Source organism: Labrys sp. KB_33_2 (genome assembly GCF_052114505.1).
GTDB lineage: Bacteria > Pseudomonadota > Alphaproteobacteria > Rhizobiales > Labraceae > Labrys.
In genome coordinates this window covers 54,462-74,931 of sequence record NZ_JBFREW010000018.1, presented here as the reverse complement: position 1 = coordinate 74,931, position 20,470 = coordinate 54,462, and the positions used below count along the sequence as shown (strand labels likewise).

20 protein-coding genes are annotated in these 20,470 nt (G+C 64.6%); 9 read left to right on the top strand and 11 right to left on the bottom strand.

All coding sequences use genetic code 11. The features are described from left to right. Positions 1–34 precede the first annotated feature (34 nt). On the top strand, positions 35–1,387 hold the full coding sequence (locus tag AB4037_RS27715; protein ID WP_441773670.1) for an MFS transporter: 1,353 nt from the start codon (positions 35–37) through the stop codon (positions 1,385–1,387). Between the two features lies 1 nt (position 1,388). Then, the gene (locus tag AB4037_RS27710; protein ID WP_441773669.1) at positions 1,389–3,065 is read left to right on the top strand and encodes a GMC family oxidoreductase; all 1,677 of its coding nucleotides are present in this window, start codon (positions 1,389–1,391) and stop codon (positions 3,063–3,065) included. 105 nt (positions 3,066–3,170) lie between these two features. Here AB4037_RS27710 and maiA read toward each other — a convergent pair whose 3' ends face one another. Genes maiA through AB4037_RS27690 form a run of 4 tightly spaced genes read right to left on the bottom strand, consistent with a single transcriptional unit; the run spans position 3,171 to position 6,186 of the window. Then, on the bottom strand, positions 3,171–3,818 hold the full coding sequence (gene maiA, locus AB4037_RS27705; protein ID WP_434960973.1) for a maleylacetoacetate isomerase: 648 nt from the start codon (positions 3,816–3,818) through the stop codon (positions 3,171–3,173). After that, complete coding sequence (locus AB4037_RS27700; protein ID WP_434960974.1) at positions 3,815–4,516, bottom strand: fumarylacetoacetate hydrolase family protein; 702 nt, start codon at positions 4,514–4,516, stop codon at positions 3,815–3,817. The genes maiA and AB4037_RS27700 overlap by 4 nt, the downstream gene beginning before the upstream one ends. 33 nt (positions 4,517–4,549) lie before the next feature. Next, on the bottom strand, positions 4,550–5,110 hold the full coding sequence (locus tag AB4037_RS27695) for a maleylpyruvate isomerase N-terminal domain-containing protein (protein WP_434960975.1): 561 nt from the start codon (positions 5,108–5,110) through the stop codon (positions 4,550–4,552). Then, positions 5,107–6,186, bottom strand: a complete 1,080-nt coding sequence (locus tag AB4037_RS27690) for a cupin domain-containing protein (protein ID WP_434960976.1) — start codon at positions 6,184–6,186, stop codon at positions 5,107–5,109. Before AB4037_RS27690 ends, AB4037_RS27695 begins: the two co-directional genes overlap by 4 nt. 215 nt (positions 6,187–6,401) lie before the next feature. On the opposite strand from AB4037_RS27690, the gene AB4037_RS27685 reads away from it, so the two are divergent. Next, the gene (locus AB4037_RS27685) at positions 6,402–6,830 is read left to right on the top strand and encodes a MarR family winged helix-turn-helix transcriptional regulator (protein ID WP_434960977.1); all 429 of its coding nucleotides are present in this window, start codon (positions 6,402–6,404) and stop codon (positions 6,828–6,830) included. Between the two features lie 134 nt (positions 6,831–6,964). Here the strand turns inward: AB4037_RS27685 and AB4037_RS27680 are convergent, their stop codons facing one another. Both AB4037_RS27680 and AB4037_RS27675 read right to left on the bottom strand, forming a co-directional pair. Beyond that, entirely contained in the window at positions 6,965–7,771 is an 807-nt protein-coding gene (locus AB4037_RS27680) for a family 1 encapsulin nanocompartment shell protein (RefSeq protein WP_441773668.1), read from the bottom strand. Continuing rightward, the gene (locus AB4037_RS27675; RefSeq protein ID WP_441773667.1) at positions 7,764–8,837 is read right to left on the bottom strand and encodes a Dyp-type peroxidase; all 1,074 of its coding nucleotides are present in this window, start codon (positions 8,835–8,837) and stop codon (positions 7,764–7,766) included. The genes AB4037_RS27680 and AB4037_RS27675 overlap by 8 nt, the downstream gene beginning before the upstream one ends. A 499-nt stretch (positions 8,838–9,336) precedes the next feature. Here AB4037_RS27675 and AB4037_RS27670 point away from each other — a divergent pair, with 499 nt between their 5' ends. After that, positions 9,337–9,627, top strand: coding sequence for a PqqD family protein (locus AB4037_RS27670; RefSeq protein ID WP_441773666.1), 291 nt, complete (start codon positions 9,337–9,339; stop codon positions 9,625–9,627). A 12-nt stretch (positions 9,628–9,639) separates the two neighbouring features. Further along, positions 9,640–10,434, top strand: a complete 795-nt coding sequence (locus AB4037_RS27665) for a hypothetical protein (RefSeq protein WP_441773665.1) — start codon at positions 9,640–9,642, stop codon at positions 10,432–10,434. Between the two features lie 39 nt (positions 10,435–10,473). On the opposite strand, the gene AB4037_RS27660 is transcribed toward AB4037_RS27665, so the two are convergent. The 4 genes from AB4037_RS27660 to AB4037_RS27645 all read right to left on the bottom strand — a co-directional run bounded on the left by AB4037_RS27660 (position 10,474) and on the right by AB4037_RS27645 (position 13,358). Then, positions 10,474–10,602, bottom strand: coding sequence for a hypothetical protein (locus AB4037_RS27660; protein ID WP_441773664.1), 129 nt, complete (start codon positions 10,600–10,602; stop codon positions 10,474–10,476). Positions 10,603–10,694: 92 nt separating this feature from the next. Then, positions 10,695–11,111 carry an organic hydroperoxide resistance protein gene (locus AB4037_RS27655; protein WP_441773663.1) on the bottom strand — a complete coding sequence of 139 codons (417 nt, stop codon included), beginning with the start codon at positions 11,109–11,111 and terminating at the stop codon, positions 10,695–10,697. A gap of 190 nt (positions 11,112–11,301) precedes the next feature. Further along, the gene (locus AB4037_RS27650) at positions 11,302–12,621 is read right to left on the bottom strand and encodes a sensor histidine kinase (RefSeq protein WP_441773662.1); all 1,320 of its coding nucleotides are present in this window, start codon (positions 12,619–12,621) and stop codon (positions 11,302–11,304) included. After that, positions 12,618–13,358 (bottom strand): response regulator, encoded by a 741-nt coding sequence (locus tag AB4037_RS27645; protein ID WP_434960983.1) that lies wholly within the window; start codon positions 13,356–13,358, stop codon positions 12,618–12,620. The genes AB4037_RS27650 and AB4037_RS27645 overlap by 4 nt, the downstream gene beginning before the upstream one ends. Positions 13,359–13,929: 571 nt before the next feature. Between AB4037_RS27645 and AB4037_RS27640 the strand changes: the two genes are divergently transcribed. The 4 genes from AB4037_RS27640 to AB4037_RS27625 all read left to right on the top strand — a co-directional run bounded on the left by AB4037_RS27640 (position 13,930) and on the right by AB4037_RS27625 (position 18,969). Continuing rightward, positions 13,930–15,702, top strand: a complete 1,773-nt coding sequence (locus AB4037_RS27640; RefSeq protein WP_441773723.1) for a cytochrome c biogenesis protein DipZ — start codon at positions 13,930–13,932, stop codon at positions 15,700–15,702. Positions 15,703–15,847: 145 nt separating this feature from the next. Beyond that, complete coding sequence (locus AB4037_RS27635; protein ID WP_441773661.1) at positions 15,848–16,414, top strand: TetR/AcrR family transcriptional regulator; 567 nt, start codon at positions 15,848–15,850, stop codon at positions 16,412–16,414. 50 nt (positions 16,415–16,464) lie between these two features. Beyond that, complete coding sequence (locus AB4037_RS27630; protein ID WP_441773660.1) at positions 16,465–17,433, top strand: quinone oxidoreductase family protein; 969 nt, start codon at positions 16,465–16,467, stop codon at positions 17,431–17,433. A 123-nt stretch (positions 17,434–17,556) separates the two neighbouring features. Next, entirely contained in the window at positions 17,557–18,969 is a 1,413-nt protein-coding gene (locus AB4037_RS27625; protein ID WP_441773659.1) for an amidase, read from the top strand. Between the two features lie 101 nt (positions 18,970–19,070). Here AB4037_RS27625 and AB4037_RS27620 read toward each other — a convergent pair whose 3' ends face one another. Then, entirely contained in the window at positions 19,071–20,375 is a 1,305-nt protein-coding gene (locus AB4037_RS27620) for an epoxide hydrolase family protein (RefSeq protein ID WP_441773722.1), read from the bottom strand. Positions 20,376–20,470: the final 95 nt, after the last annotated feature.

Here is a 20,470-nt window from a genome sequence, read left to right as displayed (position 1 = left end):
GATAAAGACCGGCAATTCGGGGAGAAACGAGACCATGGCGAGCCCTTCGCTCAACGTTTCGCGGCTGATCGACGAAAGGCCGATCAGCGGGCTGCAGATCGCGGTGATCGGCCTGTGCGGCCTGATCAACTTCTTCGACGGCATGGACACCCAGTCGATCGGCGTGGCGGCTCCGTTCATCGCCAAATCGCTGGGCCTGACCATCCCCCAGCTCGGCCCCGTCTTCTCGGCCGGTCTGCTCGGCGCAGCTCTTGGCGCCATCGGCTTCGGCGCTATCGCGGACAGGGTCGGCCGCAAACGCCTGTTGCTGATCGCCGCGGTGCTCATCGGCGTCTTTACCCTGCTCACCGCCTTCGCCCAGTCTTTCAGCAGCTTGATGCTCTGCCGTTTCCTCGCTGGCATCGGCCTGGGCGGCGCCACGCCCTGCTTCATTGCGTTGACTGCCGAATATACGCCGGAGCGCCACAGGGCGACCTGCGTGACACTGATGTGGTCCTCCTTCCCGCTCGGGGCGATGGCCGGTGCCTTCATCAATTCGCGGCTGATCGAGCATTTCGGCTGGCAGATGATTTTCTATATCGGCGGCATGCTGCCGCTGGCGATTGCCGTCATCCTGGCGATTTGGCTGCCGGAATCACTGAAATTCCTGATCGCACGCCGCAATGACACGGCCGCGGCGCGACGCATCCTCAGGCGCATGGGTCTTGCCACCGTCACCGACAGCACCGTGCTGACGGCCGACGGCGACAAGACCGAACGGGCCTCCTTCGGCTCGGTTTTCCGCGGAGGACGCGCGCTCGGCACGCTCCTCCTCTGGGGCCCCTTCTTCACAGGGATGGGCGTGCTGACCCTCACCGTGCTGTGGACGCCGTCCCTGATGGGCATGAACGGCATCTCGCCAGCGGACGGTGCCTTCGTCGTTGCCTTCAACGGTCTCGGCGCCTTCTTCGGACAGGCCATTGCCGGCCGCTGCATCCAGCGGTTCGGCATCATCCCGACCATGGTGCCGGCCTTCATCCTCGGTGCAGCCGCCACGGTCGGCCTGGGCTACAGCGTAGCGTCCGTGCCCTCGGCCGCCTTGTGCATCGGCCTCGTCGGCCTGTTCCTCGGCATCGGTACGGCCGGCGCCATCGCCATGGCCGCAGAAGTCTATCCCACCGCCATTCGTGCCACCGGCGTCGGCCTGAGCATGGCGGTCGGGCGGTTCGGGCAGGTCTGCGCCCCCTATTTCGTCGGCCAGATGCTCGCCATCGGAGCTCTGCCCAGCGTGATCATGATTACCGCCGCCGGCGCGGCCATCATCGGCGGCATCTTCGTGCTCTTCTTCAAGCTGTGGCTCTCGCACAGACCTGCCACGGCCGCCTCCGAACTGAAGGCGGCGTCCTGACATGGCCATCGTGACCCCCGTCCAGGATGCCGGCACCTATGACTTCGTCGTCGTGGGAGGCGGCTCTGCCGGATGCGTGCTGGCGCACCGCCTGACCGAGGGCGGCGCCAGCGTATTGCTGCTCGAGGCCGGGCAATGGGACCGCGATCCCCTCATCCATATCCCTGTCGGCATCGGCAAGATCTTCCCGCAACGCTTGCACGACTGGGGCTATTTCATGGAGCCAGATCCCGGCATCGACGGCCGTGGCATCGAATGCGCCCGTGGCCGGGTGATCGGCGGCTCGTCCTCCATCAATGTGATGGCCTATGTGCGCGGCCATCGCAGCGACTATGACCGCTGGGCGCAATCGGGCCTCGACGGCTGGTCCTATGCCGATGTGCTGCCCTATTTCCGCCGTTCCGAAACCTGGGAAGGCGGCGGCGATGCCTATCGCGGCGGCGAGGGTCCGCTGCGTGTGCAAAGGACCCGCTATCGCGACGCCATTCTCGGCGATTTCATCGAAGCCGGCCGCCAGGCAGGCTATCCCGTGACGAAGGACTACAATGGCGCACAGCAGGAAGGCTTCGACTACGTCCAGGAAACCATCCACGCTGGCAGACGCAACAGCGCCGCGACCGCCTATCTACGCCCCGCCCTGGGCCGGAAGAACCTGCGCGTCATCGTCAGCGCCCGTGCCGATCGCATCGAAATGGCGGACGGCCGCGTCACCGGTATTCACTTCAGCCAGGGCGGTCGCCCCCAATTTGCCCAAGCGCGGCGCGAGGTCGTCCTGGCCTGCGGTGTGATCAATTCGCCCAAACTGCTGATGCTCTCGGGTATCGGCGGCCCCACGCATCTGGCCGGGCATGGCATAACGGTGAAGGTTGCCAGCCCCGGCGTCGGCAGCAATCTGCAGGACCATCTTTCGGTGATGGCGACCTACCGCCGCAAGAGCCCGAGCCTGTTCCAGCGCGAAATGCGTTATGACCGCCTCGCCGTGGCTATGCTCAAATCGCTGCTGCGCAAGGACGGCTTTGCTTCAGACGTGCCGATCGGCGTGACCGCCTTCCTCAAGACGCAGCCGGACCTGACAGCCCCCGATGTCCAGTTCCTGTTCCTGGCGGCGCCCTTCCCTGCCCGGCCCTATCTGCCGCCCTTCACCAGACCGGTGCCGGATGGCTTCGGCTGCCGCGTTGCCCTGCTGCGCCCTGAGAGCACCGGCTCGATCACGCTCAGCTCAGCCGATCCCGAGGCCAAGCCGTACATCACGCCGAACTTCCTGACCTCGGAGCGCGACCGCGACACGCTGCGCGAGGGGCTGCGCATCCTGCGCAGGACGATGAACCAGCCGGCGATGGCACCCCATATCGTCCAGGAAAACGCGCCGGGCGCTGCCGCCCAGGACGACAACGCGCTGGATGCGTTCATCCGCGCGACGTCTGTGACCGTGCATCACCCGGCGGGAACCTGCCGGATGGGCGCCGCGCAGGCTTCGCGGCGCGTCGTCGACGGGCAGTTGCGACTGGTCGGCGTGGACGGGCTCAGGATCGCCGATGCCTCGGTCATGCCGGACCTCGTGGGCGGCAACATCAACGCGGTCGTGATGATGATCGCGGAAAAGGCAGCCGACATGATGCTGGGCAGGCCCGCCTTGGCCCGCGCCGCCGATGCGTATGAACAAACCGTCATTGCATGAAGAAAAACCGGCGATGCTACGCAGCGTCGCCGGTTTTTTTGATGATTTAGTCCGTAATTATTTGCCTGCCCCGGGGGCCGTAGAGTTGGGGAAGCCGAAGCGCCATCATGCTTCCCAGTCGGGCTGCTTCCTCGGATGGGCGTCGGCGAAGGCGGGAAGCGCCTCGCAGGCGGCATGAACAGCCAGGAGGCGCGGCATGGCCGATAGATCGGCGCCGAAGCGCTGGGCCGAGAAGACCTGAGGCACCAGGCAGACATCGGCTAGGCCGGGAGCCTCCCCGAAGCAGAAGGTGGAAGGCGCGCGACGGGCAAGTATTGCTTCGCAGGCGGCAAGACCATCGATGATCCAGCGCTGGCACCAGCCATCCAGCGCCGCCTGATCGGCAGCGAAGCCGGTCTTCAGATAATCGAGAACGCGAAGGTTCTGCAGCGGATGGATATCGCAGGCGATGACCTGCGCAAAGGCGCGCACCTCGGCACGCAGGTTCGCATCCTCGGGAACCAGCTTCAGCCCTGGCTGCGTTTCGTCAAGCCATTCGATGATGGCAAGCGACTGGGTGAGGCGGAAGTCGCCCTCCTCCAGTGTCGGCACCAGCGCCTGGGGATTGAGGGCGCGATAGGCCGGCGCCTTCTGCTGTCCGCCATCCCGGCGCAGATGCACCGACGTGAAATCATAGGTCACGCCCTTGAGGTTGAAGGCGATGCGGCAGCGATAGGCCGAGGACGAACGGAAATAGCCGTGAAAGCGGATCATTCCGCTGCCCCGATCGTGAGCTCGATCGGGTCGAGACCGTCGATGCCGCCGGTGATGACATTACCGGTCACCACGGCACCGACGCCGGCCGGCGTTCCGGTCATGATCAGGTCGCCGGGCTGGAGATGGTAGTAGTGCGAGAGATGGCTGACGATCTCTTCCACCTTCCAGATCAGGTCGCTGAGATGGGCCTCCTGCTTGATCTCGCCATTCACCGCCAGATGGATGCGCTGGGGTCCGATGGCGGCGAAATCAGCGACCCCGGTGATGGGGGCGAACACGGCGGATTGCTCGACATCCTTGCCGAGATCCCAGGGGCGCTGCTTGGCACGCGCTTCGAGCTGGAGATCGCGGCGCGTCATGTCCAGGCCGCACGCATAGCCATAGATGGCCTTCTGCGCCGCGGCGACGTCCGCCTTGAAGACCGGCGCGCCGATGGCAATCACCAGCTCCATCTCGTAGTGGAAATTCGACGTGCCGGGCGGATAGGCGACCACCGCACCACTCTGCTCGGCGGTCAGCGCCGATTTGGTGAAATAGAACGGCGCCTCGCGATCCACCTCGACGCCCATCTCCGCGGCATGGGCGGCGTAGTTGCGGCCCACGCAGAAGATGCGGTGAATGGGATAGGCGGCCGCCTCGCCCTTTACCGGCACCGTCGGCCAGGCGGGCGAGGGAAACAGGTTCGCACTCGTCATCGGATTCTTCCCTTGCTGTGATGTCGCCTGCCCTCAGGCTCGGAATTCGAGCGGCAGGTCGCGCAATCGTGCCCCATTGTCCAGTTCAAGGGCTCCGTGCCAAAGTCGGCGTGCCCGTTCCATCGCCGTGCCCCGCAAAGGCCGTGCGTGCCCCTCAACATCGGCCACAAGCGCCTCCCAGGCGGCACCCGGCAGATCGCGCCAGACCACGTTGAGATGCACGGCCGCGTGGTCGAACAGATGACGCAGGGCTCGGGCGGGCAGCGTGGCGCCGAGCTCGATATCCTCGATCCGCCCTGCCTCGTCGTCATAAAGGGGTGGGACCGCCTCGCCTGCTGTCGCCGCCTCCATCTGCCGGCTGATCGCCCGCGCCTGATAGGCGACGTCGCAGATGACATGCGCGCGGGTCCAGCCGGGAACGCGGGATGGCGCGTAGAGCGCGGCGTCCCCGAGCTCGCTAAGCTTGCGGGCGAAATAGGCCGTGCCCAGCCGCGCCAGCCGCAGATCTTCCGCCGGCGCTTCCGGCGCATCGTAGCGCGCGCCGAGCCCCTGCCGCTCCTGCAGGGCTCGGCGGGCGGCGTCGAGGTCGCTCATCGCTCCCCGTCCTCGACCAGCGTGCGATCAAAATTCAGGCGCTCGATGATGGGTGCGTCCGAAAAGCGGAACAGGTCGAACCGGGTTTCGGCCTGCAGTGACCAGGCGATCCAGGAAGGAACCACGAAGATGTCACCCTTTTCGAGCTTGTGCGTCACGCCGCCCATCACCACCGCGCCGCGACCGTCGAAGACCTGGAACACCGAGGAACCGACTTCCCGCCGCACCGCCGTCTCCACGCCTTCGCGCAGGCGATGGAATTCGGCGCGGATGGTCGGCATCACGTCCCCGCCGGTGGTCGGGTTGACATAGCGGATCGCCGCGTGACCCTGCTCCACCGTGGCCGGCTGGCCCTCCTCCTCGAGCAGCAACTGCTCGGTGAGCGCTCGGTCGGTGTAGTCCCAACGATAGGCGCCGATGGGCGAGGAAACGGTGTTTCGCAACCCCGACAGCGGGCGCAGGCCCGGATGGCACCACAGCCGCTCGCTGCGCGAGAACTGCGGCGTGGCGTAGTCGGTCACGCGCTCCGAACCGAATTCGAAGAAGCCGACATCGTTCTGGTAGGAGAAGGGAATGTCGAGGCCGTCGATCCAGGCCATCGGCTGGTCGGTCTCATTGTGATGGCCATGGAAGTTCCAGCCCGGCGTCAGCAGGAAATCGCCCCGGCTCATGCGCACCGGGTCGCCATTCACCACCGTCCAGACGCCCTCGCCCTCGACGACGAAGCGGAAGGCGTTTTGCGAATGGCGATGTTCGGGTGCGGTCTCCTTTGGGCCGAGATACTGGATGGCACACCAGAGCGTGGGCGAGACATAGGCCTCGCCACCGAGGCCGGGATTGGCGAGCCCGATAGCGCGGCGCTCGCCCCCGCGGCCAACCGGAACGAGGGCACCCGAGGCCTGCGCCAGCGGAAACAGATCCGACCATTTCCACACATGCGGCACCGCCTTCGGACGGGGATGGCGCGGCATCAGATCGCCAAGCTGCGTCCAGAGCGGATTGAGGTGCTGGTCCTTGAAGTCGGCATAAAGCTGGCGCAACGCCGGCGTGTCTTCAGGCTGCATCGCATTGGCCATTGTCGTTCCTCCCGATGAAAATAGTACGTATACTTACTATTTGATTTTGTCAATGGTTGTCGCGCATGCGGAGCGCTGCTAAAGCGTTTTGCGATGTGGCGGTCACGCCAAGAATCGCAAAGACGCTCTAGCCAATCCGTTGGATTGGCTTGGAACCAAAGAGCTAGAGCAAGCAAGCGTTGCCGTCTCAACGCGCTTTGCTCGAGGAAGCGGATATGGCGTTCATTCACCACCTTCCCGGGCACCTGATCCGGCGGCTGCATCAGCTTTCCGTCGCGACCTTTACGCAGAAGACACAGGAAGCCGGTTTCGATCTGACCCAGCTTCAATTCGCCGTGCTGTCCGTGCTGGCGGAGAATCCGCAGATCGATCAGGCCACGCTGGCCACGCTTGTCGACATGGACAAGGTAACGATCGGGGATGTCGTCTCGCGGCTGGAGGCGCGCCAATTGATCCGCCGCCTCGTCAAGGCATCGGATCGGCGCGCGCGCATCCTGACGCTGACCCCAAGCGGCAAGGCCCTGCTGGAAGAGGTGCGGCCTCTGGTGGTCGCAATTCAGGCAGAGATCCTGCGCACCTTGACGCCCGAGGAGCAGACTGGCTTCCTGGCTCTGGTCACCAAAATCTGCAGACCGTCGGCCTGAGAGGGCCGCAGCTCAAACGACAATCGGCCGCATCGGACTCGATTGACCGCGCCGAAAAAGGCCGAGTGCCTCCGATCGCGGCGCTCTCAGCGCGCTCGATGGCAAAGCACCCGCCTCATACTGGCGACCCTGCCCTATTTCTTGGCGGGCAGGAGCGCGACGGCTGCCTCCGCGGTCAGCAGGCGGAAGGTCAGGCTTTCCTGGAAGTAGAGCTGGACCGATGTCGCCGAATGGCTGGCATAGCCGATCGAGATGTCCTGGCCCACGGACAATTCGAAATCACCGCCTCGCGTCGTCAGCACCAACCCGCCCTCGATCGCCGGGGCCCAGATGATTCCCCCCTCCACCAGGCGCTCGACATGCTCGAAGACCGGATAGCCGTCGTCGCTGCCGCCGGTGGCAGCCGTATAGGCATCGGCTCCCAGGACGAGCGCATAGGGCCCATCCACCCCCGCCAGCCGCAACTGGCTCACTGCCTGTGCGACGATGTCCGGATAGCTTTTCACCTGGGCCGGAAGCATCAGGGCCGGATTGGAGAGGCCCTGACGGATGCCCTCGATCCCGGCCGCGGCAAAGCCATCGAAGACCGCGCGATCCTCGGCAAAGGCGAGCTTGCGCGCCGCTTCCTTCACCGGCGACCAGTCCGAATCCGCCGCACCACGCTCCACATCGTCGATGGCCTGGCGTGCCAGCTCGAAGGGAACACGCAGTTCCACCAAGGCCTTCACCTCCCGCTGGGCGGCTTGGACCCCCTCGTCCGGCCCTGCAAGCGGAAGGATATGACCGGTTCCCACCGCCGATGTCGCCAAGCCCTGCGGGCCCTCGACGTCCACCACGCGCCGGCCGGCCAGATGGCGCTTGAGGGTGCGCGTCGCCTCCTCCTCGATCTGCGCCCAGGCGCCGTCGGAGATCGGTGCCAGCTCCCGATGAAGATTATTCATGGCCTGCTTCCTTCTTGAGCGATCCAATACCGAGCGAGCCGTCACCGCCAGCCGGCCGCGAACCAGGGCTTTGCGTAGGCTCGATATCTGCGGGGACCGGTTCGGCCGTCGCCGGCGCGGCAGCATCGGCCGCCACATCGTCCAGGAACGTCGCCGACGGCACGAAGAACAAGGAGCCGGTCACCGCCCGACTGAAATCGAGCAGCCGGTCGTAATTGCCCGGCGGCCGGCCGACGAACATGTTCTCCAGCATCTGCTCGATCCGGCTGGGCGAGCGGGCGTAGCCGATGAAATAGGTGCCGAACTCGCCCTTGCCGACGTCGCCAAACGGCATGTTGTCGCGCAGGATCTCCAACGCCTCGCCATTCTCCTCGATCGAGGTCAGGACGTTATGCGCGTACGGCGCCTTGAGCGCATCGTCCTGCTCGATGTCGGACAGCTTGGCGCGCCCGATGATCTTCTCCTGCTGCTCGACGGGCACCTGGTTCCATCCGGTCAGATCATGCAGATATTTCTGCACGATCACATAGCTTCCACCGGCGAAGGCGCCGTCCTCCTCGCCGATGAGGGTGGCATCCACCGCCGCCTGGTCGACCGGGTTCTCGGTACCGTCGACGAAGCCGATCAGGTCGCGGTCGTCGAAATATTTGAAGCCATGAACCTCGTCGCTGCCGGCGACGGCGTGCCCGATCCGCGCCATGATCTGCGTCGCCAGTTCGAAGCAAAGGTCCATGCGCCGGGCGCGGATGTGAAACAGGATGTCCCCCGGGGTCGAGACCGCATGATGGACGCCGCGGATCTCGCGAAAGGGATGCAGATCCTTCGGCCGGGGCGCTCCGAACAGCCGGTCCCATAGATCCGAGCCGAAGCCCATCACACAGGACAGCCGCCCCTCCAGATCCCGGAACCCCACCGCCCGCAAAAGCCCCGACAGATCCGCGCACAACGCCCGGACCGCCGCCTCCGGCTCCCCGCCGGGCTTGACCGTCACCACCAGGAAAATGGCTGAACGCGAGAGGGGAGCAACGACCGGCTGCGAAACGCTAGAGGGCAAACTCGACTCCATCTTCAATTCATTATGCGGCCAGCAAGCACTAAGGCCGTCAAAGACTCAAGACGATGCCTCACCATATCCCGAGCCTCATTCACAGCGGGCTGCCGAATCTCAACCGCCTGCAGCGGATGCCGGAGCGGCTTCTCTTATCTGCACCCTGACGAGATCGATGTGAAGAAGGTTACGGCGCTCTTCTTTGATAATCTGCAACGATGCTCACACCGGCCGGGTCTGGACGATATGTCTGCGCCGAGGCGCCTGGAAAGACAAACCATGCAAACATGGCTTCTACCACCTGTCGGCAACGCGGCGATACTCATGACAGTCCTTGGGGGATGTAGAACCGGTCTGCCATCCAGCGTCGATGCGCGTCCGGTCACGGAAGGAATTGTTGCTCCCTATCGCGGGCGCAGTTTCGTCGCTATCATCATACCAATGCGGCGTCGGCCGGAATTGCGCGGATAGTGTCGACGCAAGGCATGGTGATCTATTTTCGGTAAGACCTTTGGATATGAGCGACGATACAAGACAGCTTTTCAGGCAAAGTATCGACCTTGAGAGCAACGAACTGCCCGACGGCTATGTCGTCTATGACCGGGGGCGCGACAAGGTCCATTTCATCAATATTACGGCGGCTATATTGTTCGAACTGTGCGACGGAAGAAATACCGTCGCGGCGATGGCAGAATTCCTGCAGAAGCATTTCGAATTGCCCTATGTCCCGACGGCGGAAGTGGAAGGCTGCCTGGCGGATTTGCAGTCCCAAGGGCTGATAGAACACGCCCAGGCTGAAGCCGTTTAGGAGAGTTTCAAAGTGGCAGTCCGATCCAAAGGCACGACCTCGGCGCGAAGCGCCTGTCCGTCCGTGCTCGTGCTCACGCCCGTCAAGGATGCCGTTCCGCACCTCGACCGCTATCTCGGCCTGCTCGACAGGCTGGATTGGCCGAAATCGCGCTTGAGCATCGGTCTCCTCGAAGGTGACAGCGTGGACGGTACCTGGGACAAGCTCCAGGAACTCAAGCCAGGCTTGTCGGCGCGCGCAAGACGCCTGTCGCTGTTCAAACGCGACCATGGTTTCAAGATTCCAACGGGCGTGCATCGCTGGGCACCCCAGATTCAGCTCCTGCGCCGCCAGATTCTGGCGCGGGCCCGCAATCAACTTCTGTTCCGGTCCCTGCGCGACGAAGAGTGGGTTCTCTGGCTCGATGTCGATCTCGTCGACTATCCGCCCGACGTCCTGCGCCGCCTGATGGCGACGGGATTCGAGATCGTGCACCCCCACTGCGTGACCAGGCCGGGCGGGCCGACCTTCGACCAGAATGGCTGGCGGGAGCATGGCACCAAGATGCTGTGCGACCTGCGGGAGAGCGAAGCCGTCCGTCTGGACGCGGTCGGTGGAACGATGCTGCTGGTCAAGGCGGACCTGCATCGTGACGGCCTGATCTTTCCGCCTTTTCTCTACGGCCGCAGCAATCCGAGGATCCGTCCCCAGCATCCGATCTGGGGACAGGGAGAGATCGAAACCGAAGGCCTCGGCATCATGGCCCAGGATATGAACGCCCAGTGTTGGGGGCTGCCCAACCTGGAAATCCTGCACGCAAACGGCTGAACGCCTGTTGGCTCAGCCCGTCCCTGTGGTTCTTGCCGGTCATCGCGGCAGATCGGGGGGCAGCTCCCCCGTGAGAGCCAGTAGCCCGGCAAGGGATGACGGCTCCCGGGAGTTGGGCTCATAGACGCAGGAGGCCGCCAGGATCGCCAGGCCCAGAATGCAAATCATGAACCGTTTCATTGGAAGCCTCGCTGGGCGCGGCGATGCCACGCCCTCTCGGTTGGGTGTGGAAGACGCAACGTGACGGTAAGCTCGCTTCCTCAGACGAGGGAGAGCTCCACATCGATGTTGCCACGCGTCGCCTTCGAATAGGGGCAGGTCTGGTGAGCTTCCTCGATGATGGCCTGCGCGAGCTCGCGATCGAGGCCGGGCAGGCTGACCTTCAGGCGCGCCTGCAGGAAATAGGCGCCCTCGGTGGTGCCGAGATCAACCTCAGCATCGACAGCCGTATCGGTCGGGAGCTTCAGCTTGCGCTTGCCAGCCGCAAGGCCCATGGCGCCGATGAAGCAGGCCGACCAGCCCGCCGCGAACAACTGCTCAGGATTGGTGCCCGGCTGGCTGCTGCCGGGAGGCGACAGCTTGATGTCGAGCCGGGCATCCTCGCTGCGTGCAGCCCCGTCACGGCCGCCGGTGGTGTGGGTCCGGCCGGTATAGAGAACCTTGTCGATCTTGGTCATGATACACTCCTGTCCATCTTGGGTTGTCGATACCGCCACCTGCGGCATCGGAAAGACCGGAGTGTCTTGAAGGGGGCGTTTGTCCGCCATGTTTCCGAAAACCCCGGAAGTGTAACAAACGGTAGTTTCCGGGGAGATCGACATGCAGGCATACCGCAAGGTCGGAAAGCCTTGGAGAATGCTCCGGCAGTCAGCGGATGATGACTTCCGCCGCCAGCCCCCCGCCGTCGCGATTATAGAGCCGGACCGCACCGCCGATGGTGCCGGCCAGTTGCTGGGCGATGGCAAGGCCGAGGCCTGTGCCACCGGTCTCGCGATTGCGGGACTGTTCCAGCCGGAAGAAGGGCTGCATGGCAGCCTTCAACATGTCTTCCGGGATGCCGGGCCCGCGATCCATCACCGTGATGACAATGTTGCCCTCGGATCTGCGCTCCACGCCAATCTCGGCGGCACCGGCAAATTTCAGCGCATTGTCGATGAAGTTCGAGAGGATGCGCCGCAGCGCATGCGGCTTGGTCGATGCGACGCCGTCGACACAGCCAACCACCATAACGGCCTTTCCGGTATCTTGATAGTCGTAAGCAATGCTGTCGATGAAGGAGACAAGGTCGATGCGCGCCGCTTTCTCGCCGCTGCTGTGCGAGCTGCGCGCATAGGCGATGCCGTCCTGGACCAGACGTTCGATTTCGCGAAGATCCCGCACCAGCTTGTCCTTTTCCACTGACTCATCGGCCATGTCGGCGCGCAGGCGCATGCGGGTGATCGGGGTTTGCAGGTCATGGGAGATCGCGGCGAGAATCTGGACACGCTCTTCGAGATAGTGAGCGATGCGCTCAAGCATTGCATTGAAGGCTCGGGCCGCATGGGCGACTTCGCTCGGGCCGGCCTCGCTGAGCGGGATGCTTTTCGCATTGGGATCGAGGGCGTCGGCCGCCGCCGCGAGTTCACCGAGCGGGCGGATGGCCTGCCTGACGGCAAACCAGGTACAGAACAGAAGGAGCGCCATCTGCAGCATCAGCACGTAAGGAAGCCAGTCTGCGATCGGCATGACGCCGCGCGGCGTGATCTCGATGGTCAGGGGGCTACCGTCGCTCAAGGTCAGATGGGCCTGCAGGCGGTTGCCCTCACCCGGTATGGCTTCGATGCGCAGGGGGAAACGGGAACCGGCTGCACTCTCCAGTTTGGCCGCGATCTCCTGGCCATGGGTGGAGGTGTTGGGCACACCGGGAAGGCCCGGCCCCAGCGCGAGGTTGTAGTTGCCGCGGCTCAGCCAATCCAGCAACTCAGGCCTTTCGCTCGCCGGCGTCCGGTCGAGAACGGCGATCGAGGTCGCTACATCGTTTTCCAGCGTGCGCAGCATCAGCGCCTTCGCCGACATATAGCGTTCGGCGTAGAGGACACCGAACGACAGGCCATAGGCTATCGCCAGGCCTGCAAGCAGGATCAAAAACAATCGGGCGCGAAGGCTCTTGGGCCACCACAGCGGGCGGAACGCGCCGTCCACCATCATGGTCGGGGCTCCGAGATCTCCACGGGAACGGAGAGAACATAGCCTTCGCTGCGTACGGTCTTGATGTAGGTCGGCTCGCGCGCGTCATCGCCGAGTCGCTGGCGCAGACGACTGACCAGCAGGTCGATCGAGCGGTCGAACAGGTCGGCATCGCGGCCTTGCGTGAGGTTCAGGAGTTGATCGCGGTTGAGGACGCGCTGGGGATGGTCGATGAAGACGCGCAGCAACCGATACTCGGCCCCGCTCAGCGCGATTTCCGTGCCCTGCCTGTCGAGGAGATGGCGGCCGACGGTGTCCAGCCGCCACTCGCCGAAAGTCAGAAGCTGGCCGGCCTCGCTGATCTGCAGATTGGGCGGCAGCATGCGGGTTCGCCGCAGGACGGCGTTGATGCGTGCCAGCAGTTCGCGGGCGGCGAAGGGCTTGGGCAGATAGTCATCGGCACCCATTTCCAAGCCGATGATGCGGTCCATCTCGTCGCTGCGGGCCGTCAGCATCAGGATCGGTATCGCCTTATGCTTTCCGGCCCGCAATTCGCGGCAGAGCACGAGGCCATCCTGGCCCGGCATCATCACGTCGAGCACGATCAGGTCGACCGTATTGGCGTCGAGGAAACTGCGCATCTGGCGTCCATCGGCAGCGGCCGAGGCACGAAGGCCGTTCTTCTTCAGATAGCTCGATACCAGATCGCGAATTTCGCTGTCGTCATCGACAATCAATACGTGGTCGACATGTTCCATGCCTGAACTTCCTGCTTGCGCCAGTCACTCATACCTGCGCTCGAAAATGCCGACGCATTCGAGCCGGGTATTACATCGCAACACCATGTCTTCTAGAGCAACGTCTTCTAGAGCAATGCGCGTTTTGTTGAAAACGCGCATTGCGCCAATTCGTTGTTTCCAAGCCAATCCATCGGATTGGCTGGAGCGTCTCGGCGATTCCTGGTGACGCCATCAAATCGCCAAACGCTTTTGGGTGCTGGAAGTCTCATACGAGAAGCAGAAATCAGGGCCACGGCAATACGAAATTAGGCCAACGCGATGTATCCTGGATGTGTCCCTTGCCGGTGCTCATTGCATATGGATGTAGGATCCGGCGGGCGCGGATACGTTCCGATACAATCGAGGCTCTATCGGTCACTTCTCGGATTTTGTGTCGTCGTGTCGCCATCCAAGCCCCGGCCTACACGCCGGTACAATCGCCCAAGGCCTCGGACACATTCACGATACGCGCGCACGCCACATCAGCCTCCTTGCTCGTCGGCCCTCCCTGCCATCGTGGGTCCGGCACTCCGTTGCACAGGAGACAATGATGGTTCTTCTAGCCATTGCCTATTTCGGCGGCGTGCTGACCATTCTCAGCCCCTGCATCCTGCCTATTCTCCCCTTCGTCTTCGCCGGAACCGGGCTGCCTTTCCTCTGCGGCAGGCTGCCCATGCTTGCCGGCATGGCCGGCAGTTTCGCACTGGTTGCGACACTGGCGGCTGTCGGTGGGAGCTGGGCCATCCAGGCCAATGAGTTCACGCGCCTGGCTGCGATCGCGCTTCTGGCCCTCTTCGGCCTGAGCCTGATCTCGCCGCGCGTCGCCAACGCGATCACCCAACCGATCGTCGAGTTCGGCAACCGGCTGCACAGCGCTTCGGCGGCCTCAGGCAAGCGGACGGCCGCCAGCTCGCTCGTCCTCGGTGTGGCGACAGGCCTGCTCTGGGCGCCCTGCGCCGGCCCGATCCTTGGCCTGGTGCTGACCGGCGCGGCCCTGCAGGGCGCCAATGTCGAAACGACGCTGCTGTTGCTCGCCTATGCGGCCGGTGCCGCCACCTCGCTGGCCGGCGCCCTTCTGGTGGGCGGCAGGCTCCTTGCCGCCATGAAGCATTCGCTCGGCATCGGCGAGCGCATTCGGCAGGGTCTGGGCGTGGCAGTGCTCTTTGGCGTCGGCACCGTTGCCCTAGGCTTGGACACCGGCGTGCTGGCGCGGCTCTCCTATGCCGGCACGGTAACCATCGAGCAGGCCATCCTCGACAGGCTGCATGTGGATCCGCGAACCGCCATGGCGTCCAGCCTCGCCTCCCGCGGCATGCTGATCGCGAGCGCCAAGGCACAGACACCCTTCCGCAGCGATCTTCCCGTCGAGGGTCAGGCTCCCTCGCTCGACGGCGCCGTTGCCTGGCTCAACTCGCCGCCGCTCAGCACGGAGCAATTGCGCGGCAAGGTGGTGCTGGTCGATTTCTGGACCTATTCCTGCATCAACTGCATCCGCACCACGCCCTATATCCGCGCCTGGGCGGACAGGTACAAGGATCAGGGCCTGGTGGTGATCGGCGTTCACGCCCCCGAATTCGCCTTCGAAAAGAAGCTCGACAATGTCAGGCAGGCGGTCCAGGATTTCGGTATTGGCTATCCCGTGGCTGTCGATAACGACTATCGCATCTGGCGCGCCTTCCAGAACAGCTATTGGCCGGCCTTCTACCTGATCGATGCCGGGGGCCAGATCCGCTACCACCAATTCGGCGAGGGCAATTACCGCCAGACCGAACAGGCGATCCAGGACCTGCTGCGGGAAGCCGGCAGGGACGGGCTGGCGAAAGAGGCGGTCGCGCCCGCGGCGAAGGGAGCGGAGGCCAGTCCCGACCTCGGCAATCTCGGTTCGCAGGAGACCTATCTCGGCTACAGCCGCGACGATAATTTCGCCTCGGCCGAGCGCGTGTCGCCTGACGCGTCACGTGACTATTCGGTGGCGGATCCCGGCCTGAACCAATGGGGCCTGTCGGGCACCTGGACCGTCGGTCCGGAAAAAGCGGTTCTCGACAAGGCGGGCGGTGGCATCGCTTATCGCTTCAGCGCCCGCGACCTGCACCTGGTGCTCGGTCCCGGCGCTGCCGGCAAGCCCGTCCGCTTCCAGGTCACCGTCGACGGCAAGGCGCCCGGCCCCGACCACGGAGCCGATATCGATGCGCAAGGAAACGGCCTGGTCAGAGAAACGCGGCTCTACCAGCTCGTGCGCCAGTCCGGCGGGGTGTCGGCGCGGACCTTCGAGGTCCGCTTCCTCGACCCCGGCGTCGAAGCCTATGCCTTCACCTTCGGATGACGGCTTCTGCTCCAACCGCCATCCGGCCGTCCGGAACGCACAGCTCCCTGTATCGAGACGGCCGGGCATCGATATGGCGGTGAAAGAAGTGCATCCCTTCAAAATTTTTCTTGAACATTCGTTCCCGAATATTTAGACCATCGATATGGCAAGACTACGGGAATTCGACACCGACGCCGCGCTCGACGCCGCGATTGGCGTGTTCAGGGAACATGGGTTCGAGGGCAGCTCGGCCCAGATGCTCGTTGACGCCATGGGCATCGGCCGGCAAAGCCTCTATGCCGCCTTCGGCGACAAGTGGCAGCTCTATTGCTCGGCGGTGCGCCGCTATGGGCTGGGAGAATGCTCCGCCCATTTCGATGCCCTGCGGAGTGGCGCGCGCGGCATGGACGGCATCAAGGCGATGCTGCGCCGGGTGGTCGACAGCGCCGACCAGTCCTGCCTCGGCACCGGCTCGGTCTGCGAGTTCGGCGCTTCCCGTGCCGATCTCGCCGAGATCAACGCTTCCTTGGCCAGAAGCCTGGGCGGCGTCCTTGCCGGCCGGGTCCGCGACGCGCAACGCGAAGGCGATGTGGCCGCCGGTCTCGATCCGGAAAGAACGGCCGAGTTTCTGATCGCCAGCATCGCCGGCATTCGTATCGCCGGGCGCAGCGGCGCCGACCATGGGATTCTGGCCAGCCTGGCCGACATGGCCTTGAGGGCTCTGCGCTAAGTCTTTTTTTGCACAATTCAGGAACGGTCATTCAATATAGGAGTCAATCAATGAAAGCCGTCGTCATGAACGGAATCGGCGGAAGCGACAGGCTGAGCCATGTCGAGCGCGCCGAGCCGGCACCGCGTCCCGGCGAAGTCCTGATCGAGGTCGCCTTTGCCGGCGTCAACTTCATGGATATCGGTGTCAGGCAGGGCATGGCCTGGACAGAGGTCCCAGATCCCAAGATTCTGGGCGTGGAAGGCGTCGGCCGCGTCCTGGCATGGGGTGATGGTGTCGCGGACTTCAAGCCGGGCCAGCGCGTCGCCTGGGTCTATGCACCGGGCAGCTATGCGGAGCGGATCGCGATCCCGGCCGGCGCGCTGGTGCCTGTACCAGACGCGATCGATGACCGAACGGCCGCTGCGATCATGATGCAGGGGCTCACGGCCAGTCACTTCGCCACCGACTTCTATCCGGTCCAGCCCGGCGACACTGCTTTCGTCCACGCAGCGGCCGGTGGCGTGGGGTTGCTACTGACACAGATCATCAAGCTGCGGGGTGGCCACGTCATCGGGCGGGTTTCGACACCGGGCAAAGTGGCCATGGCCAAGGCAGCCGGGGCCGACCATGTGATCGTCGACGCCGAAGGGCGGTTTGCCGAGGATGTCCTGCGTCTGACCAAGGGAGAAGGCGTCTCTGTCGTCTATGACGGTTCGGGTCCCACTACTTTCCAGGGCTCGCTCGACATAGTGCGCCGGTCCGGCACGTTCTGCTGGTATGGCCCGGTTCTGGGCGGCCCCGGCCCGCTCGACATCATGAGCCTGCCGAGGAGCATCAAGATCGGCTACGCCGTCTTTTTCGATCATATCCACACGCCCGAACTGCTGCGCAGGCGCTCGACCCAATTGTTCGACTGGCTGGCCGAGGGCAAGCTCGAGGTTCGGGTCGGCGGCGAGTATCCACTGGCGGACGCAGCCAAGGCCCATGCGGACATGGAAAGCCGCAAGACCACCGGCAAGCTGCTGCTCGTCCCGTAAACGCCGGGAGCGCCGTCTTTGCCGAAGCTCCGATCGGACCGGTCCCGAGGACGCCGGCATCTTGGTCTTCCCTTGTCGGGCCGCTCCATGCTTTGCTTGGCCGAATCCGATGAGGAGACCGACGTGGGCGCAGACAGCATTTCCGCATTCGCAACAGCCGCCGAGCTCGGCCGCCTGCTGGCGGAGGGCCGTGTTACCTCCGAGGCGATCACACGTCGCGCGCTGGAGCGCATCGCCGCCCATGACGGCGCGCTTCGTTCATTTGTCGCCGTTTTCGCGGAAGAGGCGCTGCAGGCTGCCATCGCATCCGACCAGCGCCGCCGCCGCGGGGAGGCGCGGGGCTTTCTCGACGGTGTCCCCTATGCCGCCAAGGACCTGTTCCACGTCAAAGGCTGGCCGACGAGGGCCGGCTCCAGGGCGCTGGGTGCCGAACCCCAGGCTGTAACGGCCAACGCCGTGACGCGGCTGGCCGAGGCTGGCATGGTGCTCGTGGGCAAGGTCCAGACCGTCGAATTCGCCTTCGGCGGCTGGGGCACCAACCACGTCACGGGCACGCCACTCAACCCGCGAGATCCGGGCCTGCCCCGGGCGCCCGGCGGTTCCTCCAGCGGATCGGGCGTGGCGGTTGCCGCCGGCCTCGTCCCGGCGGCGCTCGGCACTGATACCGGCGGCTCCATCCGCAACCCGGCCGCGATGTGCGGCATCGTCGGCTTGAAGACCACCGTCGGCCGGATCGGGCGCGGTGGCCTGCTGACCCTCGCCCCCTCGTTCGACAGCGTCGGCCCTCTCACCCGTTCGGTCGAGGATGCTGCCCTCCTCTTCGCCGCCATGGCCGGGCGGGATCCGCTCGATCCGGCGACATTCGGCGCACCGCCGGTCGCCCTGTCGAGCGCATCGGAGCATGATCTAGCCGGGCTTCGCCTGCGCGTCCCCGCGGCGTCCGACCTTGCCGGTGTCGAGCCGCTGGTGCTCGAGCGGTTCCGGGCTGCGCTCGCCGACCTCGCGGCCCTCGGCGCGGACATTCGGGAAAAGGCGATGCCCCGGGCGCCGGAAGCCTATATGACGCTGACCGGCGAGCTGATGTCGGCCGAATCCTGGCATCATCTCGGCCGCTATGCCGGGCCGGACGACGGCCTGGTCCATCCGGACGTGCGATCGCGCATCCTCAAGGGCAAGGAGATCGACGGCGCCCGCTACCAGAACCTGCTGGAGCAGCGGCGTGCCGCACAGATCGAGTTCGCCGGTTATCTGGAGGGCGCGGATGCGCTGCTGACGCCCACGGCGCCGATCCTGCCGCCGCCGCTTGCCGAGATCGACGAAAGCAAGACCCCGCTCGGCACCTTTACGCGCTTCGTCAACCTGATGGACATGGCCGCCCTCAGCGTTCCGGCAGGCCTGGTCGGAACAGGCCTGCCGACCGCCCTGCAGATCGCGGTGCCGCGCTTCGAGGAAGCCCTGGCCTTGCGCATCGGCCGAGCCCTGGAAATTCGCCGGGGCGGGTTGTTCGAGCCGCCGACCGCCTATGAGATGCCTTGAGCCGCGCCGTTTCCTGGTCGTGAGGCAAACATCCCAACCCCACTTGCACGGGCACTGGGGATGGGCACCCGCCCGGAGGGGCGAGCGCCGGTAGGACTAGCTCAGCGCAGCGACCTGAAGGCGGCACGGACTTCCTGCACGAACAGCTCCGGCTGCTCCCAGGCCGCGAAGTGACCGCCATTCCCGGCCTCGCTGAAATAGACGAGGTTGTGATAGCAGCGCTCCGCCCAGCTCCGGGGCGCCCGATAGATCTCGCCCGGGAACACCGTCACCGCGACGGGCAGTTCGGCAATGTCGACGGCATTGAAATTGTTGGAGTGGTCCTCCCAATAGATGCGCGCCGCCGAAGCGCCCGTCTGGGTCAGCCAGTACAGGGAGATGTCGTCGAGCATCTCATCCTTGGTCAGCACCTTCTCCGGATCGCCGCCGCTATAGGTCCAGGTCGCGAATTTCTCATACATCCAGGCGGCCATGCCCACAGGTGAACCCACCAGGGAATAGCCGATGGTCTGCGGCCGTGTGACCATCATGGTCGCATAGCCCGAACTGTCCTTGTAGAAGAGGTCGAGGGCATCGAAGGCCCGGCGCTCGTCCGGCGTGAGACTTGCCGGCGCCGAGCCACCCGCCGTCAGGATCGCGGCGATCTCCTCGGGCACGGTCCCCGGCATGTTGACGTGGATGCCGATCAGGCCGGGCACCTTCTGCAGCGCCATGCGGTGGGAGATCACCGAGCCGCAGTCGCCGCCCTGCGACACATAACGCTCATAGCCGAGACGCCGCATCAGCGCGCCCCAGGCGCGGCCGATATGGTCGGAGCCCCAGCCCTTGGCCGTCGGCTTGCCCGAGAAGCCGAAGCCGGGGATCGAGGGCACCACCAGATGGAAGGCGTCCTCGGCCTTGCCGCCATATCTGGTGGGATCGACCAGCGGATCCATCACCTTCATGAATTCGAGGATCGAGCCCGGCCAGCCATGGGTCATGATCATCGGCATCGCCTTGGCATGTGGCGAGCGGATATGGATGAAGTGGATGTCGAGGCCGTCGATTTCGGTCACGAACATCGGCAGCGCGTTGAGCCTGGCCTCGACCTTGCGCCAATCATAGGATTCCGCCCAATAGGCGACCAGCGGCTTCAGCCTTGCCAGTGTCACCCCTTGCGAGAAGTCGGACACCGTCTCTTCGGGCCAGCGCGTGGCGCTCAAGCGCCGGCGCAGATCGACGATGTCCTCCTCGGCAATGGCAATCTTGAAGGACCTGATATCGTTGCCGGCTTCCGCCGCGTGCAAGGCGGTGGGGATCAGGCCGACGAGCGCCGCTGCGGCGGCCGATTTCAGCAAACCGCGTCGGGACGTGTTGAAATCATGCGAAGGCAAATTGCTCGAAGAAGACGAATTGTTTGAAGACATCTTGTTTGAAGACATGGGGCAACTCCATTCATTTCACGGCAGCCCTCCTGCCGGTGCCCCGTCTTTGGCGATGCCATGTTTGCCCGATATGTCTC